Raw genomic sequence first — 18,581 nt, 5'->3', positions numbered from 1 at the left:
TTTTTAAAAATATCTTCAATCCATTGAAGTTGCAGAGAATCTAATTCTTTCTCTGCGCTTTGGGTCGAGAAATATACTTTGAAGAGTTGCAAAAATTTCTGATCACATTTGATTTTTGTTTTGGCTGAATCAAGATTACTTATAAAATCCTTTACTTCTTGGACTAACATACTACTTCCTTGTTGCTTTATTCTATTGACTATTTCCTAACAAAGCTCTTTTTTAAACATCCGCAAACAAGCCTTGCTATAAAGAGGATTTATTTTAGCGAACGCTGCATAAAAATAAATAAGTTTTTTGTAAATTTTATGTAAATTCAGTGATGCAAAAAATGGCAGAGCAAATTTTAGGCGAAAAAAAAGCGGCTATTGAAGCCGCTTTTAGGTAAAAAGCCCTGGCGATGACCTACTTTCACATGGGGAGACCCCACACTATCATCGGCGCGAGTTTGTTTCACTTCTGAGTTCGAGATGGTATCAGGTGGTTCCAAACGGCTATAGTCGCCAGGAAAAACGTTAGCAGGCAAATTACCTGCTGGTAAAGATTGAGGTTGCACAAGCATTAGGCTCTAAACCTGAACCTACTCAGGTTATATGGTCAAGACAATCAGCCAATTAGTACGAGTTAGCTTCACACATTACTGCGCTTCCACACCTCGCCTATCAACGTCGTAGTCTTCAACGGGCTTCATGGGAAAACTCATCTCGAGGGAGGCTTCCCGCTTAAATCTGAGCCAGGATCAAACTCTTCAGTTCAATCTCAGGCGCCAGTATCTCTACTAGCAATTTCTCTATGTACTTCGCTATTCAAAGCGCCCACACAGTTTGTCTTCTATCTTCTTAAGGAACTCGCCAATCTCAGGCAGTGGTGCGTATTCTACTCATCTAACGCCCTTTGTCAAACACTTTTTGAAAAAATTTGCAGTTAATTTTCATAAAGTTTTTTTAAATTCTGCTTGCTACCTTAAATATGCTAAAATTCATTTATAGCACAAATTAAGTCAAACGCATGAAATGGCGGTACATATTGCCTTTATGCTTATAGCTACTAGCTATTTTTTTTTTTTTTTGCTAACCTTCGCTTTCATCTATGGTGGCCCTATTGGTCCCCTCGCGATGATAGACTGTGAACCCCGTCAGGCCCGGAAGGGAGCAGCGGTAGCAATCGATTCGTGCGCGAAGGTAAGGCTTCTAGGGCTGCCTCCAAATTTGTAGATCCCTATGAGCTATATTGCGCTGGCGCGTAAATGGCGACCACGTACTTTTGCACAATTGGTTGGCCAGGAGCACATCAATAAATCGCTAATTAAATCGCTCAAACAACAGCGATTGCATCATGCTTATTTATTTACCGGAACTCGCGGCGTGGGAAAAACCAGTGTGGCCCGCCTGCTTGCCAAAGCTCTAAACTGCGAGCAAGGAATCAGCGCCGAACCATGCCTGGAATGTGCAGCATGCACAGCAGTTGAGCAAGGCCGCTTCATAGACTTGATTGAAATTGACGGTGCATCCAAAACACGCGTTGAAGATACGCGCGAGATTCTGGAAAATGTTCAATACGCCCCAACTAGCGGTCGCTTTAAAATCTATCTCATCGATGAAGTGCACATGCTATCGCAACATAGCTTTAACGCGCTTTTAAAGACTCTGGAGGAACCGCCTTCGCACGTAAAATTCTTATTAGCAACAACCGATCCGCAAAAATTACCCATCACCGTCTTGTCTCGCTGCTTACAATTCAACCTAAAACCATTGCAAGAAAACATTATAAGTACACATTTGCAACAAATTTTAGAAGATGAAAATATTGCTTTCGAGAAAGCTGCATTGGACATTTTAGCAAAAGCCGCGCGCGGCAGCATGAGGGATGCGCTTAGCTTGCTTGATCAGGCAATTGCTGCGAGCGAACGTGGTTTGGATGCCTCTATCGTCAAAAGCATCCTTGGCCACACTCAACATGATTATGCCTTGCAGTTATTAAAAGCCCTGGTCAACATGAGCCCACAAAATCTTTTAGCCATTAGCAAACAAATTGTCGATGAAGGTGGTAATTTCCAATATGTATTGCATGAATTATTAAGCTATTTACATCAAATTTGTCTTACCCAGCATATTCAAGGTAATGAATTTATTTCCCCGAGCAGCGAAATTGCACATTTAGGACAAACTCTGACACCAGAAGACACGCAATTGCTTTATCAAATTGCAGTGAAAGGCTTGGAAGAACTTCATTTGGCTCCAACCCCAGCCATCGGGTTTGAAATGACCCTCCTGCGCATGTTTACGTTTAAACCTGCACGCAAACTGACAACTCCGCCTCCACTTGCCTACCAAGTTCAAGAGAAACATCCAGCAAGAGAAGTTGAATTGGCGAATTTTCATTCCGAAATGCGGCAAAAGTCTACCGAAGAACGTGAGCCAGCCGCATCAATTTACGCAGTAAATGATAATAAAGAATCTCACCCTGTTGGCACCAAGGAAGTAGCTTCATGCGAAAGCGAAAACTGGAGTGAAGTTTTGTCTAAATTGGCGCTATCCGGTCTTGCGTTAAATGCCGCCGAAAATGCTGAATTCATCGGCAAAACCGAGCAGGGAATTACTTTGCGCATCGACAGCAATCACCAATCTTTATTTACAGGCAGTGTGGTAAAACGCATTGAAGAAGCATTAAGCACGTATTATAAGGGAAAAATAAAATTAAATTTGCGCAGCGATGCTGCAGTAAACTCATCGCCTGCACAACAAAAACAGCTTTCAAAGCAGAAACAATATCAAGAAGCGGAAACTGCACTACAAAACGATCCTTTTTTTAACCAATTGCAACAAGAATTTTCCGCTGAATTGGTTAAAAATTCTATTGCTCCACTGCAAGATGACCTATAATTATAAAACATGAAAATAACCAAGGCGGTTATTGCCAATAACTTACGTAATAAACTAAGGGGTTTTAATGGATATTAATCAAAATCTAAACAATCTGATGAAAGAAGCACAAAAAATGCAACAGCGCATGCAAGATGCTCAACAAAAATTAAGTGCATTAACGGTGCTGGGAGAAGCGGGTGGCGGCATGGTAAAAATTAAAATGAATGGCCGTCATGATGTTCTTGAAGTCAAAATCAATCCTTCATTATTGGAAGAAGATCCGGAAATGTTGGAAGATCTGCTGGCAGCCGCGATCAACGATGCAGTACGTAAGATTGAAGTTAAATCGAAAGAAGAAATTGCCAGGTTAACCCAGGGCTTGCAGATTCCCCCTAATTTTATGGGTGAGGAAGAGAAATAATTTCTTATGGATGCTTTAACTCGTCTGGTAGATGCCTTGCGTTGTTTACCCGGTTTGGGACCCAAATCGGCACAGCGCATGGTATTTTATTTATTGCAACATCAACGCCAGCGCGGTTTGCATTTGGCAGCTTGCTTGCAAGATGCCATGCAGAATATCCGCAATTGCGAACGGTGCAATAATTATACCAGCGAGGTGCATTGTTCTTTATGCCAGGATTCAAAACGGGATACGTCCCTTCTCTGCATTGTAGAAACTCCTGCCGATGTGCTAGCTATTGAACAAAGCCATGCTTATAACGGCCATTATTACGTATTGATGAACAAGATTTCTCCTCTGGACGGCATAGGTCCTGAGGATATTAATTTGCCAAAATTAAAACAACTTATTATTGCTGAGCGAATTCAGGAAATTATTTTTGCATTAAGTCCTACGATTGAAGGGCAAACGACAATTCATTTTATTAATGAATTACTGCGTCCACTAGATGTTAAAATTAGCCAGCTGGCTCATGGTATCCCCTCCGGTGGGGAATTGGAATTCCTTGACGGCAACACCATTGGCAGTGCTTTACGCAATCGGGCTATGATTGAACATCTTTAGGCTTAACTCCCTATAAGTAACATAATGATGGAATATATGGCTACCTATATGCGCTTTATTTGTTTGGCTTTTTGTCTGTTAATCACTCACACAGCCATGGCTTCTTTTCATAAAAATTTATGGGTCAAGTGGGGGATGAATAATCCTTTGTCGCAAAAAACGATTTCCCATAAAGAATGGCAAGATTTCTTGAATTGCTGTGTAATCACCAATCAGGAAGGCATCAATTTAGTCAATTACTCCAAACTTACCAAAGCAGATCATGATTTGTTAAAACGCTACATTAAACACATGTCGGAAGTTGATATTTTTGATTATAACCGCAATGAACAACTGGCTTTCTGGCTAAACCTTTATAATGCGCTCACCGTACAAACCGTAGCTCATTATTATCCCGTGGCGAGTATTCAGGAAATCAATATCTCCCCAGGCTTATTCAGTGTAGGGCCATGGGGGGCCAATTTAATTACCATCAATGACACGCAATTATCTTTGGAAGACATCCATAACCGCATCATACGCCCTGTATGGAATGATCCCCGCACCCATTATGCCATTAACAATGGCACCATTGGCGCCCCCAACCTGAGTAAACAAGCGTTTCAAGCCAACCTGCTGGAGAAACAATTAAATGATGCAGCGTTTCGCTACATTAATTCTCTACGCGGGGTACAAGTGATTGAAGGAAAAATTATTTTGTCAAAAATTTATGAGTGGTTCCTCGAAGATTTTGGCGGGGATGAAGAAGGAGTATTGCAGCATTTAACTCATTATGCGCATTCAGCATTATCCCAACAATTGCAATCCATCCAGCAAATTAACAGCTATGTGTATAACTGGCATTTAAACAGTACTGCAATTACTGCTTGAAGTTAAATATAATTTTTCAAGTTCGCTAAATAACAATTCAATCTTTGCATTCGGTTCTGCCGTATCCTTACTGTATAAAGTAATAATTCGAATCACAGCATTGCGGTTGCGCTGGCCAGGATTGATTTTTTTACCATGCAAATTCCGCTTGTAGGGTGCGGTGCTGATGTGGCGCGCTGCCAATTCATCACGTAAAGCGTTCATAGCACAATCCAAAGCAGAATAAACGCTGTGTAATGCATTTCTTTCTGCCACATTTAACGCAGGCAGCCAGGAAATTTCCGTATTTTGCGTGAGGGATAATAAGGTACGCATCAAATAACAGCTGTCCTTATTGGCAAAATAACCATATAAGTCCAAACAATCGGTAGTGGTTAACTCATGATAAAGCGAGAGCATATGCTGGTGGAATTCTGCAAAGCTTGTTTCATGCAAAGATGTCGAATTTTGTTTCAAAAGCATCACGGCATCGATAAGCCGATTTGGGTTAAACCAAAATTTATAAGCACGAATTATTTCGTTTAATTGTTCCGGGTTTCGATGCTCAGCCGCGATTTTCATATTCATATGCCAGGATTTCACCGTTGCAATGATCAAATCCCGGCATGCATCATTAATTTCAATGGCAATGCCTTGCGGTAATTCTTCACTATGAAACAAATAATCCTGCATTATCCCGAGCTTGCGTTTGTTAAACTCTTCCTGAATTCCAAAGTGCAGCTTTTCGATAAATTCATACAGGAAAGATAACCGGGTTTTAATGGAAACTAATTTTTCCAGGTGCACATTGGAGACAAATAATTTTTGCGGCTGAATTTTAAAGAAAAAAATTGCATTTATGACATCTACATATTCTTGCTGGCTAAATGCATTGGCAATATGCAGTAATTGCCGATTAGTCAATTTGCACAAAGAGTTGAAATCAGGAAAAAATTGTTGATGTTGGTGCTGAGCTAAATACACCATGACACTTAACCATTCGTCAGGAGATTTTGCGTGCAGCAGAGGCTTGATGAGTACTGTCATATCCGCAGCTTCTTTTTGGGTAGTAGCGCGTTCATCCGTCTTTAAAAGAAGGAAAAGGCATTGGTATTGTTTATGCAGCTCCCACACAATTTTTTTTTCTGCAGCAAGCTCTTGCATAGTAGACCATTGGGTTTTAAGTGCCGTGATATGCCCGTAACAATCTAATTCATTGCAAGCAGGAATAGGTATGGCGTATTGTCTAAATTCTTTGCTCGTGACAATAAGTTGTGCATAGCGCTGATAACAATCGCTCAATGTATTGCATAGTAAAATCAATTCTTCATTGCCAATTTTTTTGCCTGCGTTTAAAAATAATGAATGAAAACGCACTTCAAGACACCGGATTTCAAATTTAAGCGATGCTTTAGCACGAGATGCATCAGTAACTAACCAATTGGAATCAAATAAGTTCATATTGGTCGTCCTTTTGATGTTTATTCAGCAAAAATATAATGCAATCTCTATGAGCATATATTAATTTCATCAAGGCGGGGAATTGCATGCATTTTAAATCTATTTTTAGATATAAATGCATGGGGAAAATAGCAGCACTTGCTCACAATAATTAACAATAAAGCAATCGGCAAAACTTAGAGCATGCTTTATTTGCGCTTCTTCGCAATTTTTTGCATGCGCACGCTTTTAATGGTGTTTTCACCCACTTTTAACACTTCAATTTGGAAATTTTCTATCATGAGACAACAGTCAGCAGGTGGGATGTAACCCAAATGTTCAATGATTAAACCGCTTAGTGTCCTTGGACCTAGAGGGGGTAATTGCCAGCCCAGCAATCGATGCAAATTACGTAATGTTATGCTGGCATCGATGATTACTGAACCATCACTTTGCGGTGTGATGTCTTTGCTTAATGCAGCGATATCCGTAGTAAATTCGCCAACGACTTCTTCAAGGATGTCTTCCATTGTCACCAAACCCTGTAAATCACCATATTCATCCACCACAAAACAACTGCGCCGTTTCATTTTACGGAAATTTAAAATTTGCACGTTTAATGGCGTCGCTTCCGGAATAAAATAAGGCGGCTCCGCCAGTTTCAACAAGCTTTCCATATCCAGCCGCTCTTCCAAAACCAGGTTGAGTACACTGCGTAAGTGAATCATGCCAACAAGATTATCAATAGACCCGCGGTAAATAGGCAAGCGTGTATGTTGAGCAGTTTCCAGCTGTTCTAGTAATTCATACCAAGGCTGTTCTAAATCAATCCCTACGATATCGGCTTTGGGTACCATAATGTCTTCAACCCGGGCTTGCTCTAAATCCAGCAAACTTATCAGCATGCTCTTATGTTCAATAGGAAGCAATCCGCCTGCCTCATGCACAACTGAACGCAATTCTTCCCCAGAAAGTGCTTCTTTTTGCACCCGGTTCATTGAAATACCAAATAAACGTAAAATGCCGTTAGCGATCCAACTGATTAAATTCACCAATGGGGCCAGCAAAATTTGCAAGATCATTAAGGGAAGAGAGCATAAAAAAGCCACTTGTTGTGGATAAATCGCTGCCAAAGTTTTCGGGGTCATTTCCGCCAACACGAGAATAATTAAAGTCAGCAAGACTGCGGCTGCAGCCACTCCTGCTTCTCCATACAAGCGTTGTCCGATCATAGTAGCAACCACGGAAGCAATAATATTTGCCACTGTATTGCCAATCAAAACTACACTAAGCAAGCGATCTGGGTGGGCAAGAAGCTGGTTTACGCGGATAGCTTGTTTATGCTTTTTTTTAACCAAATGGCGCAAGCGATAACGATTTAACGACATCATGCCGATTTCAGATGCCGAAAAAAAAGCGGAAAAAATCACCAGTAAGACTAAAATTAATAACAATACCACCAAAGAAAGCTGCACAATTATCCTTTAGGTAAAGCGAAATTAAAAAAGCTTATCATAGGAATAATGAGGTGCTGCAAGTTTTTAATAAAGATTGGCTATGTCAGGAAGACACGAGCGACTCGGTTGCTGTTCACATGCTAAGCTGTGCAGCCTATGAGTCTGTGTTATAATTCTTCAATTTCACCATAGAGAGCGGACATGTTTGAGAACTTAACGGAACGATTAACACGCACGTTTAAAAATTTAAGCGGCCAAGGACGTTTAACTGAAGAAAATATGCAGCAGGCTTTACGCGAAGTACGCATGTCGCTGCTTGAAGCCGATGTTGCGCTTCCAGTCGTCAAAGATTTTATCGAACATGTGAAGCAAAAAGCTCTTGGGCAAGAGGTCATGACCAGCTTAAAACCAGAACAAGCCCTGGTTAAAATTGTGAATGACGAGTTGCTGCATACTATGGGTGACACGCGCGCTGAATTAAATTTCAAAACCCAACCCCCTGCTGTTTTTTTGCTGGCAGGCTTGCAAGGTTCAGGAAAAACCACCAGCGCGGCTAAACTGGCTTTGTATTTAAAAGAGTCCGAAAAGAAAAAAGTGATGTTGGCAAGTACCGACGTCTATCGCCCTGCTGCCATTCATCAATTACAGTTGCTTGCAAAACAATTGGATGTGGCCTTTTCGGATGCAGACCCCAAAGAGCAACCCCTAGCGATCGCTACAAGAGCTTTAGAAAATGCGAAGAAGCAATTCATGGATGTGTTAATCATTGACACAGCCGGGCGCTTGCATATCGATGCCGACATGATGTCGGAAATCAAGGCATTGCATCAAGGAGTACAACCAACAGAGACGTTATTTGTTGTAGACAGCATGACTGGTCAGGACGCTGCAAATACAGCAAAGGCTTTTCATGAAGCACTTCCCTTAACTGGTGTTATCTTAACCAAGACGGATGGCGATGCTCGCGGCGGAGCAGCGCTTTCTGTGCGGCAAATTACCGGACAGCCCATTAAATTTATGGGCAGCGGTGAAAAAATTGAAGCGCTGGAACCCTTTCATCCGGAGCGTGTTGCTTCCCGCATTTTGGGCATGGGAGATATTCTTAGCCTGATTGAGGAAGTGCAAAAGAAAACGGATAAAGCCGCGAGTGAAAAACTTGCTAAAAAAATAAAAAAGGGCAAAGGATTTGACCTTGAGGATTTTAAACAACAATTATTACAAATGAATCAAATGGGTGGTGTTACAGCCATGATGAGCAAATTACCAGGGATTGGCCAACTCCCGCAGCAGGCAATGGGGGCTGTAAATGATAAAGCTATGGCGCAAACCATTGCCATCATCAACTCAATGACTTTGAAGGAGCGGCGTATTCCTAAAATTATCGTGGGTTCACGTAAAAAACGCATCGCCCAAGGGTCAGGCACACAAATTCAGGACGTCAACCGCTTATTAAAGCAATATGAGCAAATGCAAAAAATGATGAAAAAATTCACTAAGCCTGGCGGTATTAAGTCATTAATGCGCGGCATGGGTGGAATGGCGGGACTTAAGGGGTTATTGCCGGATGATTTTAAATAAATGTCGCAAAGCCTTCCCATGCCGAGTTAATTTTCGTACAATACACGGCATTTTTACGTAACCACTCTAAGTAGAGGAAAATAATGGTCGTTATACGTTTATCTCGAGCCGGCGCCAAAAAGCGTCCCTTTTACCATATTGTTGTAACGGACAGCCGCAGACGCCGTGATGGAAATTACATTGAGCGTATTGGTTATTTCAATCCCGTAGCACGGGGCCAAGAAGTACGCTTACATCTGGATCTGGATAAATTAGAATACTGGCAAAAAGTAGGTGCGCAACTGTCTGATCGCGTGCGCTCTTTGGCCAAAGAATACAATAAAAAAGGGCAAGCGGACGTTGCAGCTTAATTGTGAATGACGCTGACTGGGTAATCATTGGTCGCTTTGGCCGCCCCCACGGGGTGAAAGGGTTGGTTAGAGTCAACTCGTTTACAGAACCTCGCGACAATATTATAAGCTATATGCCATGGTATGCATCGATTCACCATCAATGGCAGATGTTGAAACTGCAAAAGGTTGAAACAACTCATAATGGGGTGCTAGCCAAGATTGAAGGATATGAAGATCGCGAGCAAGTGGCACAGTTGACCAATGCCGAAATTGCTGTAAAGCGCGCCCAGCTCCCTGAACTTAAGCCAGGTGAATATTACTGGCATCAGTTAATGGGCATGCAAGTTACAAATCAGGCAGGAGCTTCATTAGGCAAGGTTACTGATATTTTACCTACTGGCGCAAATGATGTACTGGTCGTTGTCGGTGAAAAAAAATATCTGATTCCTTATGTTCTCGATGTATTCGTGCTTAGCGTGGATGTAGGGCAGCAAACCATTACCGTTGATTGGGACGTGGATTTCTAACAGATGTTTCACTTCGGTATTATTAGTTTGCTGCCTGAAATGTTTGCCAGCCTGCAGTATGGGATTACCGGACGGGCTATTAAGCATGGGTTGGTAAACATTGATGTTTGGAATCCCCGTGATTGGGCTAAATTGCCTTACCGGCAAGTCGATGACAAGCCATATGGCGGGGGGCCTGGAATGGTTATGATGTATGAACCATTGCATGCGGCCATTGTACATGCACGCCAGCAAATGCCTGCGGCTTGTAGAGCAATTTATTTAAGCCCTCAAGGCAGGCGCATTGTACAAAAAGATTTAAATGAAGCGGCAGCTCAAAAACGGCCTCTTCTTTTTATTGCCGGCCGGTATGAAGGCATTGATGAACGCATCATGACAGAATGCGTCGAGGAAGAATGGTCATTAGGCGATTTCGTATTGAGCGGCGGCGAGATGGCGGCGATGGTTTTTATTGACGCCATTACCCGCTTACTGCCAGGGAGTCTGGGACACCATGGCTCAGCCCAGCAAGATTCGTTCATGCATGGGTTGCTGGATTACCCGCATTATACTCGGCCCCCAGTGGTTAATCATGCCAAGGTGCCCGATGTGTTATTAAGCGGCAATCATCACGAAATTGCACGATGGCGTAAAAAACAAGCTTTAGGGAGAACTTGGTTAAAACGTCCGGACTTATTGGACCAGTTAAATTTAAACGATGTGGATAAGCAATTACTTATAGAATTTCAACGCGAACACGGTTATTCCGTCTAGGTTATGCGGGATGCCAATTTTAGGAGCGATCATGACCAATATCATTGACCAAATTAATGCTGAGCAAATGCAAGGCAAAGACATTCCTGATTTCGGACCGGGCGATACCGTCGTTGTTCAGGTAAAAGTAAAAGAAGGTAACCGCGAGCGTTTACAAGCCTTCGAGGGCGTAGTAATAGCGAAACGTAACCGTGGTTTGAATTCAGCCTTTACGGTGCGCAAAATTTCCCATAATGTCGGGGTTGAGCGTGTTTTCCAAACCTACAGTCCTTTGGTCGACAGCATTCAAGTCAAGCGCCGCGGTGATGTGCGTCGTGCAAAACTCTATTATCTGCGTAATTTAGCTGGTCGTGCTGCCCGCATTAAAGAAAAATTATCAGGTAAAAAAGACAATTAATATGACAATGCCCATCGTTTCCCTATTCAATACACCTCTTGGTAACTTGGAAATAATGCACGATGGGCAAGCTATCCATAGTGCTGTATTTGTTGAAATTAATCCCGCAACGGCAGATCGTACTGCATCCTTGGCAGGAATTACCATACAATCCGGCCCCACCTCCCCCTTCTGTGAACTCATTGCCCAAGAATTGGATGCTTATTTCCACCAACCGAACCATCGCTTCCAAATCACGCTAAAACCTCATGGAACGGCTTACCAACAGCGAGTTTGGAATGCTTTATTGGTCATTCCGGTAGGCCGCACGCTTAGCTATGGTGCACTGGCCCAAAGCTTGCAAAGCAGTCCGCGCGCCGTGGGACAAGCTTGCAAAAAAAACCCTATTACCCTCTTTATTCCTTGCCATCGCGTAATCGGCAAAGATAATTTTGGCGGCTACATGGGCGATAAAGATGCTTTATCCTTAAAATTGGCTTTATTAAAACACGAAGGGATCTGCATTTAGTTGGGCACTTGGCACGACCTGGTTCATTTACGAAGCCGATAAATGCGATAACCATCTTCGGTCGCAGAAAACCTGAGCTTGGGGATGCCGGCAATCACTTGTTCCAGGCTTTCTTTTTCTATAGGTTTTAATACATAGCCTGCAGCTCCCATGGCTTTGGCTCTTTCCTTGTCTTTTTCATAAGTCGAGCCACTGCACATGACCACGGCAATATCTTTAAGTGCATCATCCAATTGCATTTGTGCAAATGCTTCGAAACCATCCATTCCAGGCATATTGATATCCAATAATACCAAATCAATCTGCTCGTGTTTTTCACGTATTTTTCGAATAATATCCAAAGCTTCTTTCCCGCTTTGCGCAAACAACAAATTGCAACTTATTTTTGCGCGTTTTAAAATGAGTTGCGTTAACTCCAAATCGGCCGGCAAATCATCCACCAGCAAAATCGTAGCCAGAAGCGGATCACGACTTGCTTTATATACCTTGGAAGTGATTGCGTTTTTTTTACTTTGGGGCTTAATTTTTGCAAGAGCCGGAAGAGTAAAGAAAAAAGTCGAGCCCTGCCCGGGTTCGGATGAGCACCAAATTTTTCCATTATGAGCTTCAATAATTTTTTCGCAAATGGATAAACCCAAGCCAATCCCCTTGCTGTTTTGGTTATTACGCTTAAAGGGCAAGAAAATTTTGTCAACTTCTTTTTTATCAATTCCTATCCCGTTATCGCTCACTTGAAATAACCAATAGTGAGATTGTTTTTTGGCAAAAATTTCTATTTTGGGTTCACTGTCATTGTGACTAATAGCATTGCTTATCAGATTTTGCATAAGCTGAGTCATATGAACATGATTTGCTTTAACCAAAGGCAATTTGCTGAAAATTATTTGCGCCTCCCTTTCTTTAATTAAATTATCTAAATTTTCAATAACTTCATGAACAATTTGATTCATGTCGCAGTTTTCTTTCGGTGTCTCACTCTTGCTGTCTAATTGTATGTAAAGGAAAACTGTATTAATCAAGGTCAGCATACGATGGCTGGCGTTTGAAATCAGCTGAAAATATTCACGAGTTTTGCCTGTAAGTTTGCTCTCCTCCTTGATGATATCCGTAAAAGAATTAATGGTGCGCACCGGTTCTTTCAGATCATGCGCGAGAGCACGTGTAAAAATTTCAAGCGTACTGTGTTGTGTCCGGATGCGGGCTTCTCTTTTTTTTATAATTTCCATGCTTGTTTTTAAGTGCGTGTACAATTTGACGTTTTCCAGAGCCACCGAAGCCGTATCAGCCAGGGCTTGTAAAATACGAACTTCCTCTACCGACGGTTTTCTTTTCAAAGCCCAATAATTCCCAATAGCACCAATGGGTGAATTGCGGCGAATAGGCACCATGACTAAGCTTTTTACAAATGTAGGTCGATAAGCATCCTGCGGGATGCGCGGATCGCAATAGATGTCTTCAATTACAGCCGCCTCTCTATTAAGCATTACCCAACCGCTGATGCATGCATGCAAAGGGAAGCGTTTCCCTTTCCAAAGCGGGCTAATGGCATTTTCTTCTGCGTAAAAACATTGATTCCCATCGCGCAGCACGAAAGTTGCTCCGTCCGCCCCCGTAAGTTCACGCGCTGCATGGCGGATAATTTCGCTTAATTCATTCATTTCATGGGCTTGCGACAACATCTGCACCACATGCACAAGATGCTCCATAGCTGAAATATACCAAGCAGGAGAGGATATTGAAGCATTCAATGACACATCCTTGCTTGATGATAAACCCGTTGGTGACGTCGACATACATACTACCCGTGTAATCGCTTAATTAATCCTTAATCAAGCCTTCCAAGCACAATAGAATTTTTATAACCATCTTACATAAATTATAGACAAAACTGTTTAACTCATTTTGCCGAAACAGCGGGTAAAGTTTTTCATAATAATGCCGACGTATTAAAAAATCAGAGCAGGAGAGTTTATGATGAAAGCTTGGCATCTTGGTTTAACTTTAACCGTATGCTCTATATCCAATGCCATGGCAAATTGTGATTTATCTCGGTTTCATTGGGAATGCGACCTCCCGCTGCAGGCAAAACCTTCCTCAACTGCGCATTCTCTTGTTTATTGTGGAAATACTTATGGATATATGACAATACAACAATATAATCAATTAGCACGGTATCAACGCGCTAATGTTAATATGATTTTAACGATCAATGGCGAATACATTGATAGCCCGTGCATCCCTGCTGGCCGACACGGACCTAATTAGCCCTGCGTGCGTCAGGGTGATGGATAATGTTTGCGCAGGGCTTGGATTTAAACCACAAAACCTGGAGTAATGGATGTCACACGGTTTGCCTTTGATCACTACGCTTGCCACAGCACTGGGCCTTGCCCTCATTTTTGGTTTTTTTGCGATAAAACTCAAGCTTCCGACCATTGTCGGTTATCTTTTGGCCGGTATTATTATCGGACCATTTACTCCAGGCTTTGTCGCGCATACAGGCATTGCTGCTGAACTTGCAGAAATAGGAGTGATGCTGCTGATGTTTGGCGTAGGACTTCACTTTTCCTTGGATAATTTGCTTGCTACCCGTAAAATTGCTTTACCAGGTGCAGTCTTGCAAATTTTGGTTGCCACGGCAATGGGAGCCGGTGTTGCCATTGCCTGGGGTTGGGGGGTTAGCAATGCCCTGGTATTCGGCTTAGCCTTATCGGTAGCCAGCACCGTTGTATTGATTAGAGCACTTGAAACCCAAGGTTTACTCACATCGATTAACGGGCAAATTGCTGTCGGTTGGTTGATTGTTGAAGACATAGCCATGGTAATTGCCCTGGTGTTTTTACCTTTTTTATCCCAGTGGCTGGAAGGAGCAGAAACAGGAGATCCAGGTAAAAACCTGTGGCTTACATTGGGATTTACCTTCCTGAAACTTTCTGCATTCCTTGCCGTCATGTTGGTGCTTGGCCGTTGGGCATTGCCTAAACTTTTATGGCATATTACGCGCACCGGCTCCCGCGAATTATTTACTTTATGCGTCATTGCAGTGGCAGTAAGCATTGCATTTGGCGCCTCAAAATTGTTCGGAATTTCTCTAGCGCTCGGCGCTTTTTTTGCGGGTATGATTCTGCGCGAATCTAAATTCAGTCGCCGCGCCGCGGAAGAATCCTTGCCCTTTCGCGATGCTTTCGCCGTTTTATTTTTTGTGTCCGTAGGCATGTTGTTTAATCCTTACATTTTTATTGAACAACCTTTCCGCGTGCTTGTAGTGCTTGGGATTATCGTAATTGGCAAGTCGATTGCCGCAGCTTTGCTGGTCCTCGCTTTCCGTTATTCTTTAAATACGGCGCTGACTGTATCCGCCAGCTTGGCACAAATTGGCGAATTTTCGTTTATCTTGGCCAGTCTTGGCGTGCATTTAAAATTATTACCAGTGGAAGGACAAGCTTTAATCCTGGCCGGGGCCATTTTATCCATAGCCATCAATCCGTTTATATTCAAATTAATCAATCGCTTTCAAAATTGGGCCCGCAGCCAACCTTCCTGGATGCAAACCGCTCACTTAGAAGATCCACTCGTAGAATTGCCAATGACAACTGAAGAAAAATATTTGTCTGGGCATGTTGTTTTAGTGGGCTACGGGCAAGTAGGGAAGCATATTGGAAAAATTTTAAACGAATATGGCATCCCATACGTGGTCGTCGACCAAAACCGTGAATTGATTGAACACTTAAGACAACATAAAAAAGCGTCGGTATATGGTAATGGTGCAGAAGCAACTACGCTCATCCAAGCGCATATAGCACAGGCTGGCATGTTGGTTATTGCCTCAGCCGACGCATTCGACATCCGGCAAATGCTCAACACGGCACGAAAATTAAATCCTAAAATTGAAATTATTATCCGGGTGCAAAATGAGGAAGAAAAAATTTTATTAAGACAGGAAAGTGACGGACTTTTTTTCCTGGATGAAGAAGAATTGGCCAAAAGCATGTGTAGCCGCATCTTAACCCGATTTGGAATGCCTTCGCTGGGACATGAATAATAGGACGGTAAAAATATATTACCCGGGCATGAAAATCGCTATAATATAGCTTTTTAGCAAGCAGCGATATGGCATACGCAACGGAAAACATTGTCAATGAAATTTATAGCCACGGGTTTTCTGTCGTTGACAATTTTTTGGGACACCAAGATTATTCTCAACTGTTAATACAAGCACAAGAACGCTTTGCGCGCGGCGATTTCAGGCCTGCCAAAATCGGCAATATACAACACGCGATGCGCCATACGACGATACGCAGCGATGAGCTTTGCTGGTTGGACTTTGAACCCTCTAATCTCCCCTTACAAGCCTACTTAAAAACCATTACTGCAATTTGCAATCATTTAAATGAATCTCTTTTCCTCAATCTCTCAGAATTTGAAGCTCATTTTGCAGTGTATCAACCCGGCACTTCTTATAAAAAACATGTAGATCAGTTTAAAAATACCAAAAACCGGCTGGTTTCATGTGTTTATTATTTGAACCCGGATTGGCAGCCTGCACATGGAGGAGAATTAACATTATACGATCGCAACGAACAAATTCTTGCAATTATTCCCCCTCTACACAACCGCTTTGTTTGTTTTCAGAGCGACTTACCCCATGAGGTGAATACTACACAGCAAATGCGCTATAGTATTACCGGTTGGTTAAAAACTCGTCCGCAAGACCTTTTTTAAGCTGCCCCCACTATCCTGCAATGGTTTAATATTTTGAGAATTCTTTTGCATAGCCGCAAGACTTGCTATTCTAATTAAGAATTTTTAAAAAGACTACAACATGCATGCTCTAGAAATTCATCAATTACGAAAAACCTACCCGAATGGGGTGGAAGCACTGAAAGGCATCGATTTAACCGTTGAAACCGGCGATTTTTTTGCTTTATTAGGAGCAAATGGTGCAGGCAAATCCACTACCATTGGCCTTATTACCACCCTGCTCACTAAAACTGCCGGAAGCATTTCAATTTATGGCTATGATTTGGATAAACAGCCTGAACATGCCAAAACCTATCTAGGATTAGTGCCGCAAGAATTCAATTTAAATATTTTTGAAACTTGCGAGCAAATTATTTTAAATCAGGCAGGATACTATGGAGTTATGCGCCGGCAAGCCAAATCACGTGCCCATGAACTTTTGCGACAGCTTGGATTATGGGAAAAGAAAGACGCTATCGTCCGCCATTTGTCAGGCGGGATGAAACGGCGCTTGATGATCGCGCGCGCCCTTATCCACAACCCCAAAGTGTTAATTTTGGACGAACCCACCGCAGGAGTGGATATTGAAATACGCCGTAGCATGTGGGATTTTTTAACTGCCATCAATCAGCAAGGCACAACCATCATTCTTACTACCCATTACCTTGAAGAAGCGGAACAATTATGTAAGAACATTGCCATTATTCATAAAGGCGAAATCATTGAAAACACATCCATTAAATCCTTGTTAAAAACCTTGCGGCATCAAACGTTTATTTTAAATACGCTTGATCCTATTGATACCCTCCCATCCCTTGAGCCATTTACAGGCATGAAAATTGACCCATATACTTTGGAGATCCGTATTGATAACAAATGGTCGTTAAACGATGTGTTTGCGGTACTCACCCGCAACCACATAAGAGTGCATAGTATGCGTAATAAAACCAACCGCTTGGAAGAACTTTTCCTGGATCTCATCAACCATGACCATTAAACAACAGCTTATCGCACTGTACACTTTAGTTCGCCGCGAACTGGTACGTATGTTCCGCATTTTTAGCCAAGTCTTCTTCCCGCCAGTCATTACCACCATGTTGTATTTCCTGATTTTTGGCTCAATTATCGGCCAACGCATTGGCCCCATCCAAGACATGCCTTATACGCTGTTTATAGCGCCAGGCCTTATCATGATGAGTGTGATTATTAATGCTTATTCCAATGTATCCACCTCGGTATTCACCGAACGCTTTCAAAAAAATATTGAAGAAAAATTAATAAGCCCCATCTATCCCGGACTAATGTTGCTGGGATTTATTTTAGGAGGGATGCTGCGCGGAGTCTTGGTAGCCATTCTGGTTTACTCAGTAGCTTCCTTCTTCATTTATATTCCCATTGTAAATTTGCCTTTGACCATCATCATCATTGTCTTGGTTGCCGCTTTATTTTCTCTGGCAGGTTTCACTAACGGTATACTGGCTCGCAATTTTGATGACGTGGCCATCGTCCCTACCTTCATTCTCACCCCATTGACTTATTTGGGCGGGATATTTTATTTAACTACCATGCTGCCACCATTTTGGCAAAAAGTTAGTTATTTCAATCCTATTTTATACATGGTCAATGCTCTTCGGCACGCGATGACAGGACAGCGTGATGTCAACATGACGCTGGCGATGAGCATCATCTGCGCCATTTTGGCCTTATTGCTTTTATTTAATCTCATTCTTCTAAAGAAAGGGACAGGTATACGTGATTAATCAAGACAACATAATTTATGAAGTGAATATATGTACTCATGCGGATATTGCCGATGAATATTATTCATGGCTTAGGGAACATACGCAACAAATGTTGAGTTTTTCAGGCTTTAAAAAAGTCAGCATCCTCAAAGAAATAAAATCAGACGTAAAAAATCTGCATTATTTTACTGTTCATTATTATGTTGAATCGCTGCATGCTTTGGAACAATACTTGTCTCAACATGCAGAATACATGCGTGCCCAAGCATTGGAAAAATTTTCTGGGCAATTTACTGTGTCGCGGCGGGTCTTTGCAGTTGTATATGAAAATAGACAGTAATATTGCAACAGTCGGTTCTAAAAAAGTGGA

The 18,581-nt window shown here is 42.2% G+C and carries 19 protein-coding genes, 1 rRNA gene, 1 other RNA gene and 1 other annotated feature; of the genes, 17 read left to right on the top strand and 4 right to left on the bottom strand.

Annotated features, from left to right (window positions below; genetic code table 11):
* Nucleotides 1–392: 392 nt before the first annotated feature.
* Nucleotides 393–508 (bottom strand): 5S ribosomal RNA (rrf, locus tag NKV53_RS05930).
* Nucleotides 509–606: 98 nt separating this feature from the next.
* Nucleotides 607–691 (bottom strand) — a sequence feature (23S ribosomal RNA rRNA prediction is too short).
* A 408-nt stretch (nt 692–1,099) separates the two neighbouring features.
* On the opposite strand from rrf, the gene ffs reads away from it, so the two are divergent.
* From ffs to NKV53_RS05905, 5 genes are all read left to right on the top strand, one after another.
* Nucleotides 1,100–1,196: signal recognition particle sRNA small type (ffs, locus tag NKV53_RS05925), an RNA gene on the top strand.
* A 24-nt stretch (nt 1,197–1,220) separates the two neighbouring features.
* A complete protein-coding gene (dnaX, locus tag NKV53_RS05920; protein WP_126954230.1) occupies nt 1,221–2,882 on the top strand; it encodes a DNA polymerase III subunit gamma/tau in 1,662 nt (553 codons plus the stop codon).
* Nucleotides 2,883–2,949: 67 nt separating this feature from the next.
* The gene (locus tag NKV53_RS05915; protein ID WP_126954231.1) at nt 2,950–3,285 is read left to right on the top strand and encodes a YbaB/EbfC family nucleoid-associated protein; all 336 of its coding nucleotides are present in this window, start codon (nt 2,950–2,952) and stop codon (nt 3,283–3,285) included.
* 6 nt (nt 3,286–3,291) lie between these two features.
* Nucleotides 3,292–3,888: a recombination mediator RecR gene (recR, locus tag NKV53_RS05910; protein WP_127032662.1), complete on the top strand. Its 597-nt coding sequence runs from the start codon at nt 3,292–3,294 to the stop codon at nt 3,886–3,888.
* A gap of 36 nt (nt 3,889–3,924) precedes the next feature.
* Nucleotides 3,925–4,758, top strand: a complete 834-nt coding sequence (locus NKV53_RS05905; protein ID WP_371923177.1) for a DUF547 domain-containing protein — start codon at nt 3,925–3,927, stop codon at nt 4,756–4,758.
* On the opposite strand, the gene NKV53_RS05900 is transcribed toward NKV53_RS05905, so the two are convergent.
* A complete protein-coding gene (locus NKV53_RS05900; RefSeq protein WP_127057330.1) occupies nt 4,732–6,198 on the bottom strand; it encodes a hypothetical protein in 1,467 nt (488 codons plus the stop codon). The two genes, NKV53_RS05905 and NKV53_RS05900, sit on opposite strands and share 27 nt — an antisense overlap.
* Before the next feature lie 188 nt (nt 6,199–6,386).
* Complete coding sequence (locus tag NKV53_RS05895; protein WP_127032660.1) at nt 6,387–7,652, bottom strand: HlyC/CorC family transporter; 1,266 nt, start codon at nt 7,650–7,652, stop codon at nt 6,387–6,389.
* Between the two features lie 183 nt (nt 7,653–7,835).
* Between NKV53_RS05895 and ffh the strand changes: the two genes are divergently transcribed.
* From ffh to NKV53_RS05865, 6 genes are all read left to right on the top strand, one after another.
* Nucleotides 7,836–9,212, top strand: coding sequence for a signal recognition particle protein (gene ffh, locus NKV53_RS05890; RefSeq protein ID WP_126954235.1), 1,377 nt, complete (start codon nt 7,836–7,838; stop codon nt 9,210–9,212).
* Between the two features lie 83 nt (nt 9,213–9,295).
* Entirely contained in the window at nt 9,296–9,562 is a 267-nt protein-coding gene (rpsP, locus tag NKV53_RS05885) for a 30S ribosomal protein S16 (protein WP_126954236.1), read from the top strand.
* Nucleotides 9,562–10,071 (top strand): ribosome maturation factor RimM, encoded by a 510-nt coding sequence (gene rimM, locus NKV53_RS05880; protein WP_126954237.1) that lies wholly within the window; start codon nt 9,562–9,564, stop codon nt 10,069–10,071. The genes rpsP and rimM overlap by 1 nt, the downstream gene beginning before the upstream one ends.
* 3 nt (nt 10,072–10,074) lie before the next feature.
* Complete coding sequence (gene trmD / locus NKV53_RS05875; protein WP_126954238.1) at nt 10,075–10,824, top strand: tRNA (guanosine(37)-N1)-methyltransferase TrmD; 750 nt, start codon at nt 10,075–10,077, stop codon at nt 10,822–10,824.
* 31 nt (nt 10,825–10,855) lie between these two features.
* Complete coding sequence (gene rplS, locus NKV53_RS05870) at nt 10,856–11,221, top strand: 50S ribosomal protein L19 (RefSeq protein ID WP_126954239.1); 366 nt, start codon at nt 10,856–10,858, stop codon at nt 11,219–11,221.
* Nucleotide 11,222: 1 nt separating this feature from the next.
* On the top strand, nt 11,223–11,729 hold the full coding sequence (locus NKV53_RS05865) for a methylated-DNA--[protein]-cysteine S-methyltransferase (protein WP_325049364.1): 507 nt from the start codon (nt 11,223–11,225) through the stop codon (nt 11,727–11,729).
* A gap of 23 nt (nt 11,730–11,752) precedes the next feature.
* Here NKV53_RS05865 and NKV53_RS05860 read toward each other — a convergent pair whose 3' ends face one another.
* The gene (locus NKV53_RS05860) at nt 11,753–13,522 is read right to left on the bottom strand and encodes an ATP-binding protein (protein WP_126954240.1); all 1,770 of its coding nucleotides are present in this window, start codon (nt 13,520–13,522) and stop codon (nt 11,753–11,755) included.
* A gap of 181 nt (nt 13,523–13,703) precedes the next feature.
* Between NKV53_RS05860 and NKV53_RS05855 the strand changes: the two genes are divergently transcribed.
* The 6 genes from NKV53_RS05855 (at nt 13,704) to NKV53_RS05830 (ending at nt 18,551) form a co-directional block, all read left to right on the top strand.
* A complete protein-coding gene (locus tag NKV53_RS05855; protein WP_371923205.1) occupies nt 13,704–13,994 on the top strand; it encodes a hypothetical protein in 291 nt (96 codons plus the stop codon).
* Between the two features lie 73 nt (nt 13,995–14,067).
* Nucleotides 14,068–15,771 (top strand): cation:proton antiporter, encoded by a 1,704-nt coding sequence (locus tag NKV53_RS05850; protein ID WP_253350855.1) that lies wholly within the window; start codon nt 14,068–14,070, stop codon nt 15,769–15,771.
* Nucleotides 15,772–15,839: 68 nt separating this feature from the next.
* A complete protein-coding gene (locus NKV53_RS05845) occupies nt 15,840–16,451 on the top strand; it encodes a 2OG-Fe(II) oxygenase (RefSeq protein WP_126954243.1) in 612 nt (203 codons plus the stop codon).
* Between the two features lie 100 nt (nt 16,452–16,551).
* Nucleotides 16,552–17,466 (top strand): ABC transporter ATP-binding protein, encoded by a 915-nt coding sequence (locus tag NKV53_RS05840; protein ID WP_126954244.1) that lies wholly within the window; start codon nt 16,552–16,554, stop codon nt 17,464–17,466.
* Nucleotides 17,456–18,229 carry an ABC transporter permease gene (locus tag NKV53_RS05835; RefSeq protein WP_127111297.1) on the top strand — a complete coding sequence of 258 codons (774 nt, stop codon included), beginning with the start codon at nt 17,456–17,458 and terminating at the stop codon, nt 18,227–18,229. Before NKV53_RS05840 ends, NKV53_RS05835 begins: the two co-directional genes overlap by 11 nt.
* Nucleotides 18,222–18,551 (top strand): DUF4286 family protein, encoded by a 330-nt coding sequence (locus tag NKV53_RS05830; protein ID WP_253350854.1) that lies wholly within the window; start codon nt 18,222–18,224, stop codon nt 18,549–18,551. Before NKV53_RS05835 ends, NKV53_RS05830 begins: the two co-directional genes overlap by 8 nt.
* The last annotated feature ends 30 nt before the right edge of the window (nt 18,552–18,581 follow it).

It is taken from the genome of Legionella sp. 27cVA30 (assembly GCF_024160945.1).
Lineage (GTDB): Bacteria > Pseudomonadota > Gammaproteobacteria > Legionellales > Legionellaceae > Legionella_A > Legionella_A septentrionalis.
This window is presented reverse-complemented; position numbering and strand designations above follow the sequence as displayed.

Excerpts from the sequence above, each read along its gene's own strand:
- dnaX (WP_126954230.1), top strand. The coding sequence starts at position 1,221 with ATGAGCTATATTGCGCTGGCGCGTAAATGGCGACCACGTACTTTTGCA.
- NKV53_RS05915 (WP_126954231.1), top strand. The coding sequence starts at position 2,950 with ATGGATATTAATCAAAATCTAAACAATCTGATGAAAGAAGCACAAAAA.
- recR (WP_127032662.1), top strand. The coding sequence starts at position 3,292 with ATGGATGCTTTAACTCGTCTGGTAGATGCCTTGCGTTGTTTACCCGGT.
- NKV53_RS05905 (WP_371923177.1), top strand. The coding sequence starts at position 3,925 with ATGGCTACCTATATGCGCTTTATTTGTTTGGCTTTTTGTCTGTTAATC.
- NKV53_RS05900 (WP_127057330.1), bottom strand. The coding sequence starts at position 6,198 with ATGAACTTATTTGATTCCAATTGGTTAGTTACTGATGCATCTCGTGCT.
- ffh (WP_126954235.1), top strand. The coding sequence starts at position 7,836 with ATGTTTGAGAACTTAACGGAACGATTAACACGCACGTTTAAAAATTTA.
- rpsP (WP_126954236.1), top strand. The coding sequence starts at position 9,296 with ATGGTCGTTATACGTTTATCTCGAGCCGGCGCCAAAAAGCGTCCCTTT.
- trmD (WP_126954238.1), top strand. The coding sequence starts at position 10,075 with ATGTTTCACTTCGGTATTATTAGTTTGCTGCCTGAAATGTTTGCCAGC.
- rplS (WP_126954239.1), top strand. The coding sequence starts at position 10,856 with ATGACCAATATCATTGACCAAATTAATGCTGAGCAAATGCAAGGCAAA.
- NKV53_RS05865 (WP_325049364.1), top strand. The coding sequence starts at position 11,223 with ATGACAATGCCCATCGTTTCCCTATTCAATACACCTCTTGGTAACTTG.
- NKV53_RS05860 (WP_126954240.1), bottom strand. The coding sequence starts at position 13,522 with ATGTCGACGTCACCAACGGGTTTATCATCAAGCAAGGATGTGTCATTG.
- NKV53_RS05855 (WP_371923205.1), top strand. The coding sequence starts at position 13,704 with ATGAAAGCTTGGCATCTTGGTTTAACTTTAACCGTATGCTCTATATCC.
- NKV53_RS05850 (WP_253350855.1), top strand. The coding sequence starts at position 14,068 with ATGTCACACGGTTTGCCTTTGATCACTACGCTTGCCACAGCACTGGGC.
- NKV53_RS05845 (WP_126954243.1), top strand. The coding sequence starts at position 15,840 with ATGGCATACGCAACGGAAAACATTGTCAATGAAATTTATAGCCACGGG.
- NKV53_RS05840 (WP_126954244.1), top strand. The coding sequence starts at position 16,552 with ATGCATGCTCTAGAAATTCATCAATTACGAAAAACCTACCCGAATGGG.
- NKV53_RS05835 (WP_127111297.1), top strand. The coding sequence starts at position 17,456 with ATGACCATTAAACAACAGCTTATCGCACTGTACACTTTAGTTCGCCGC.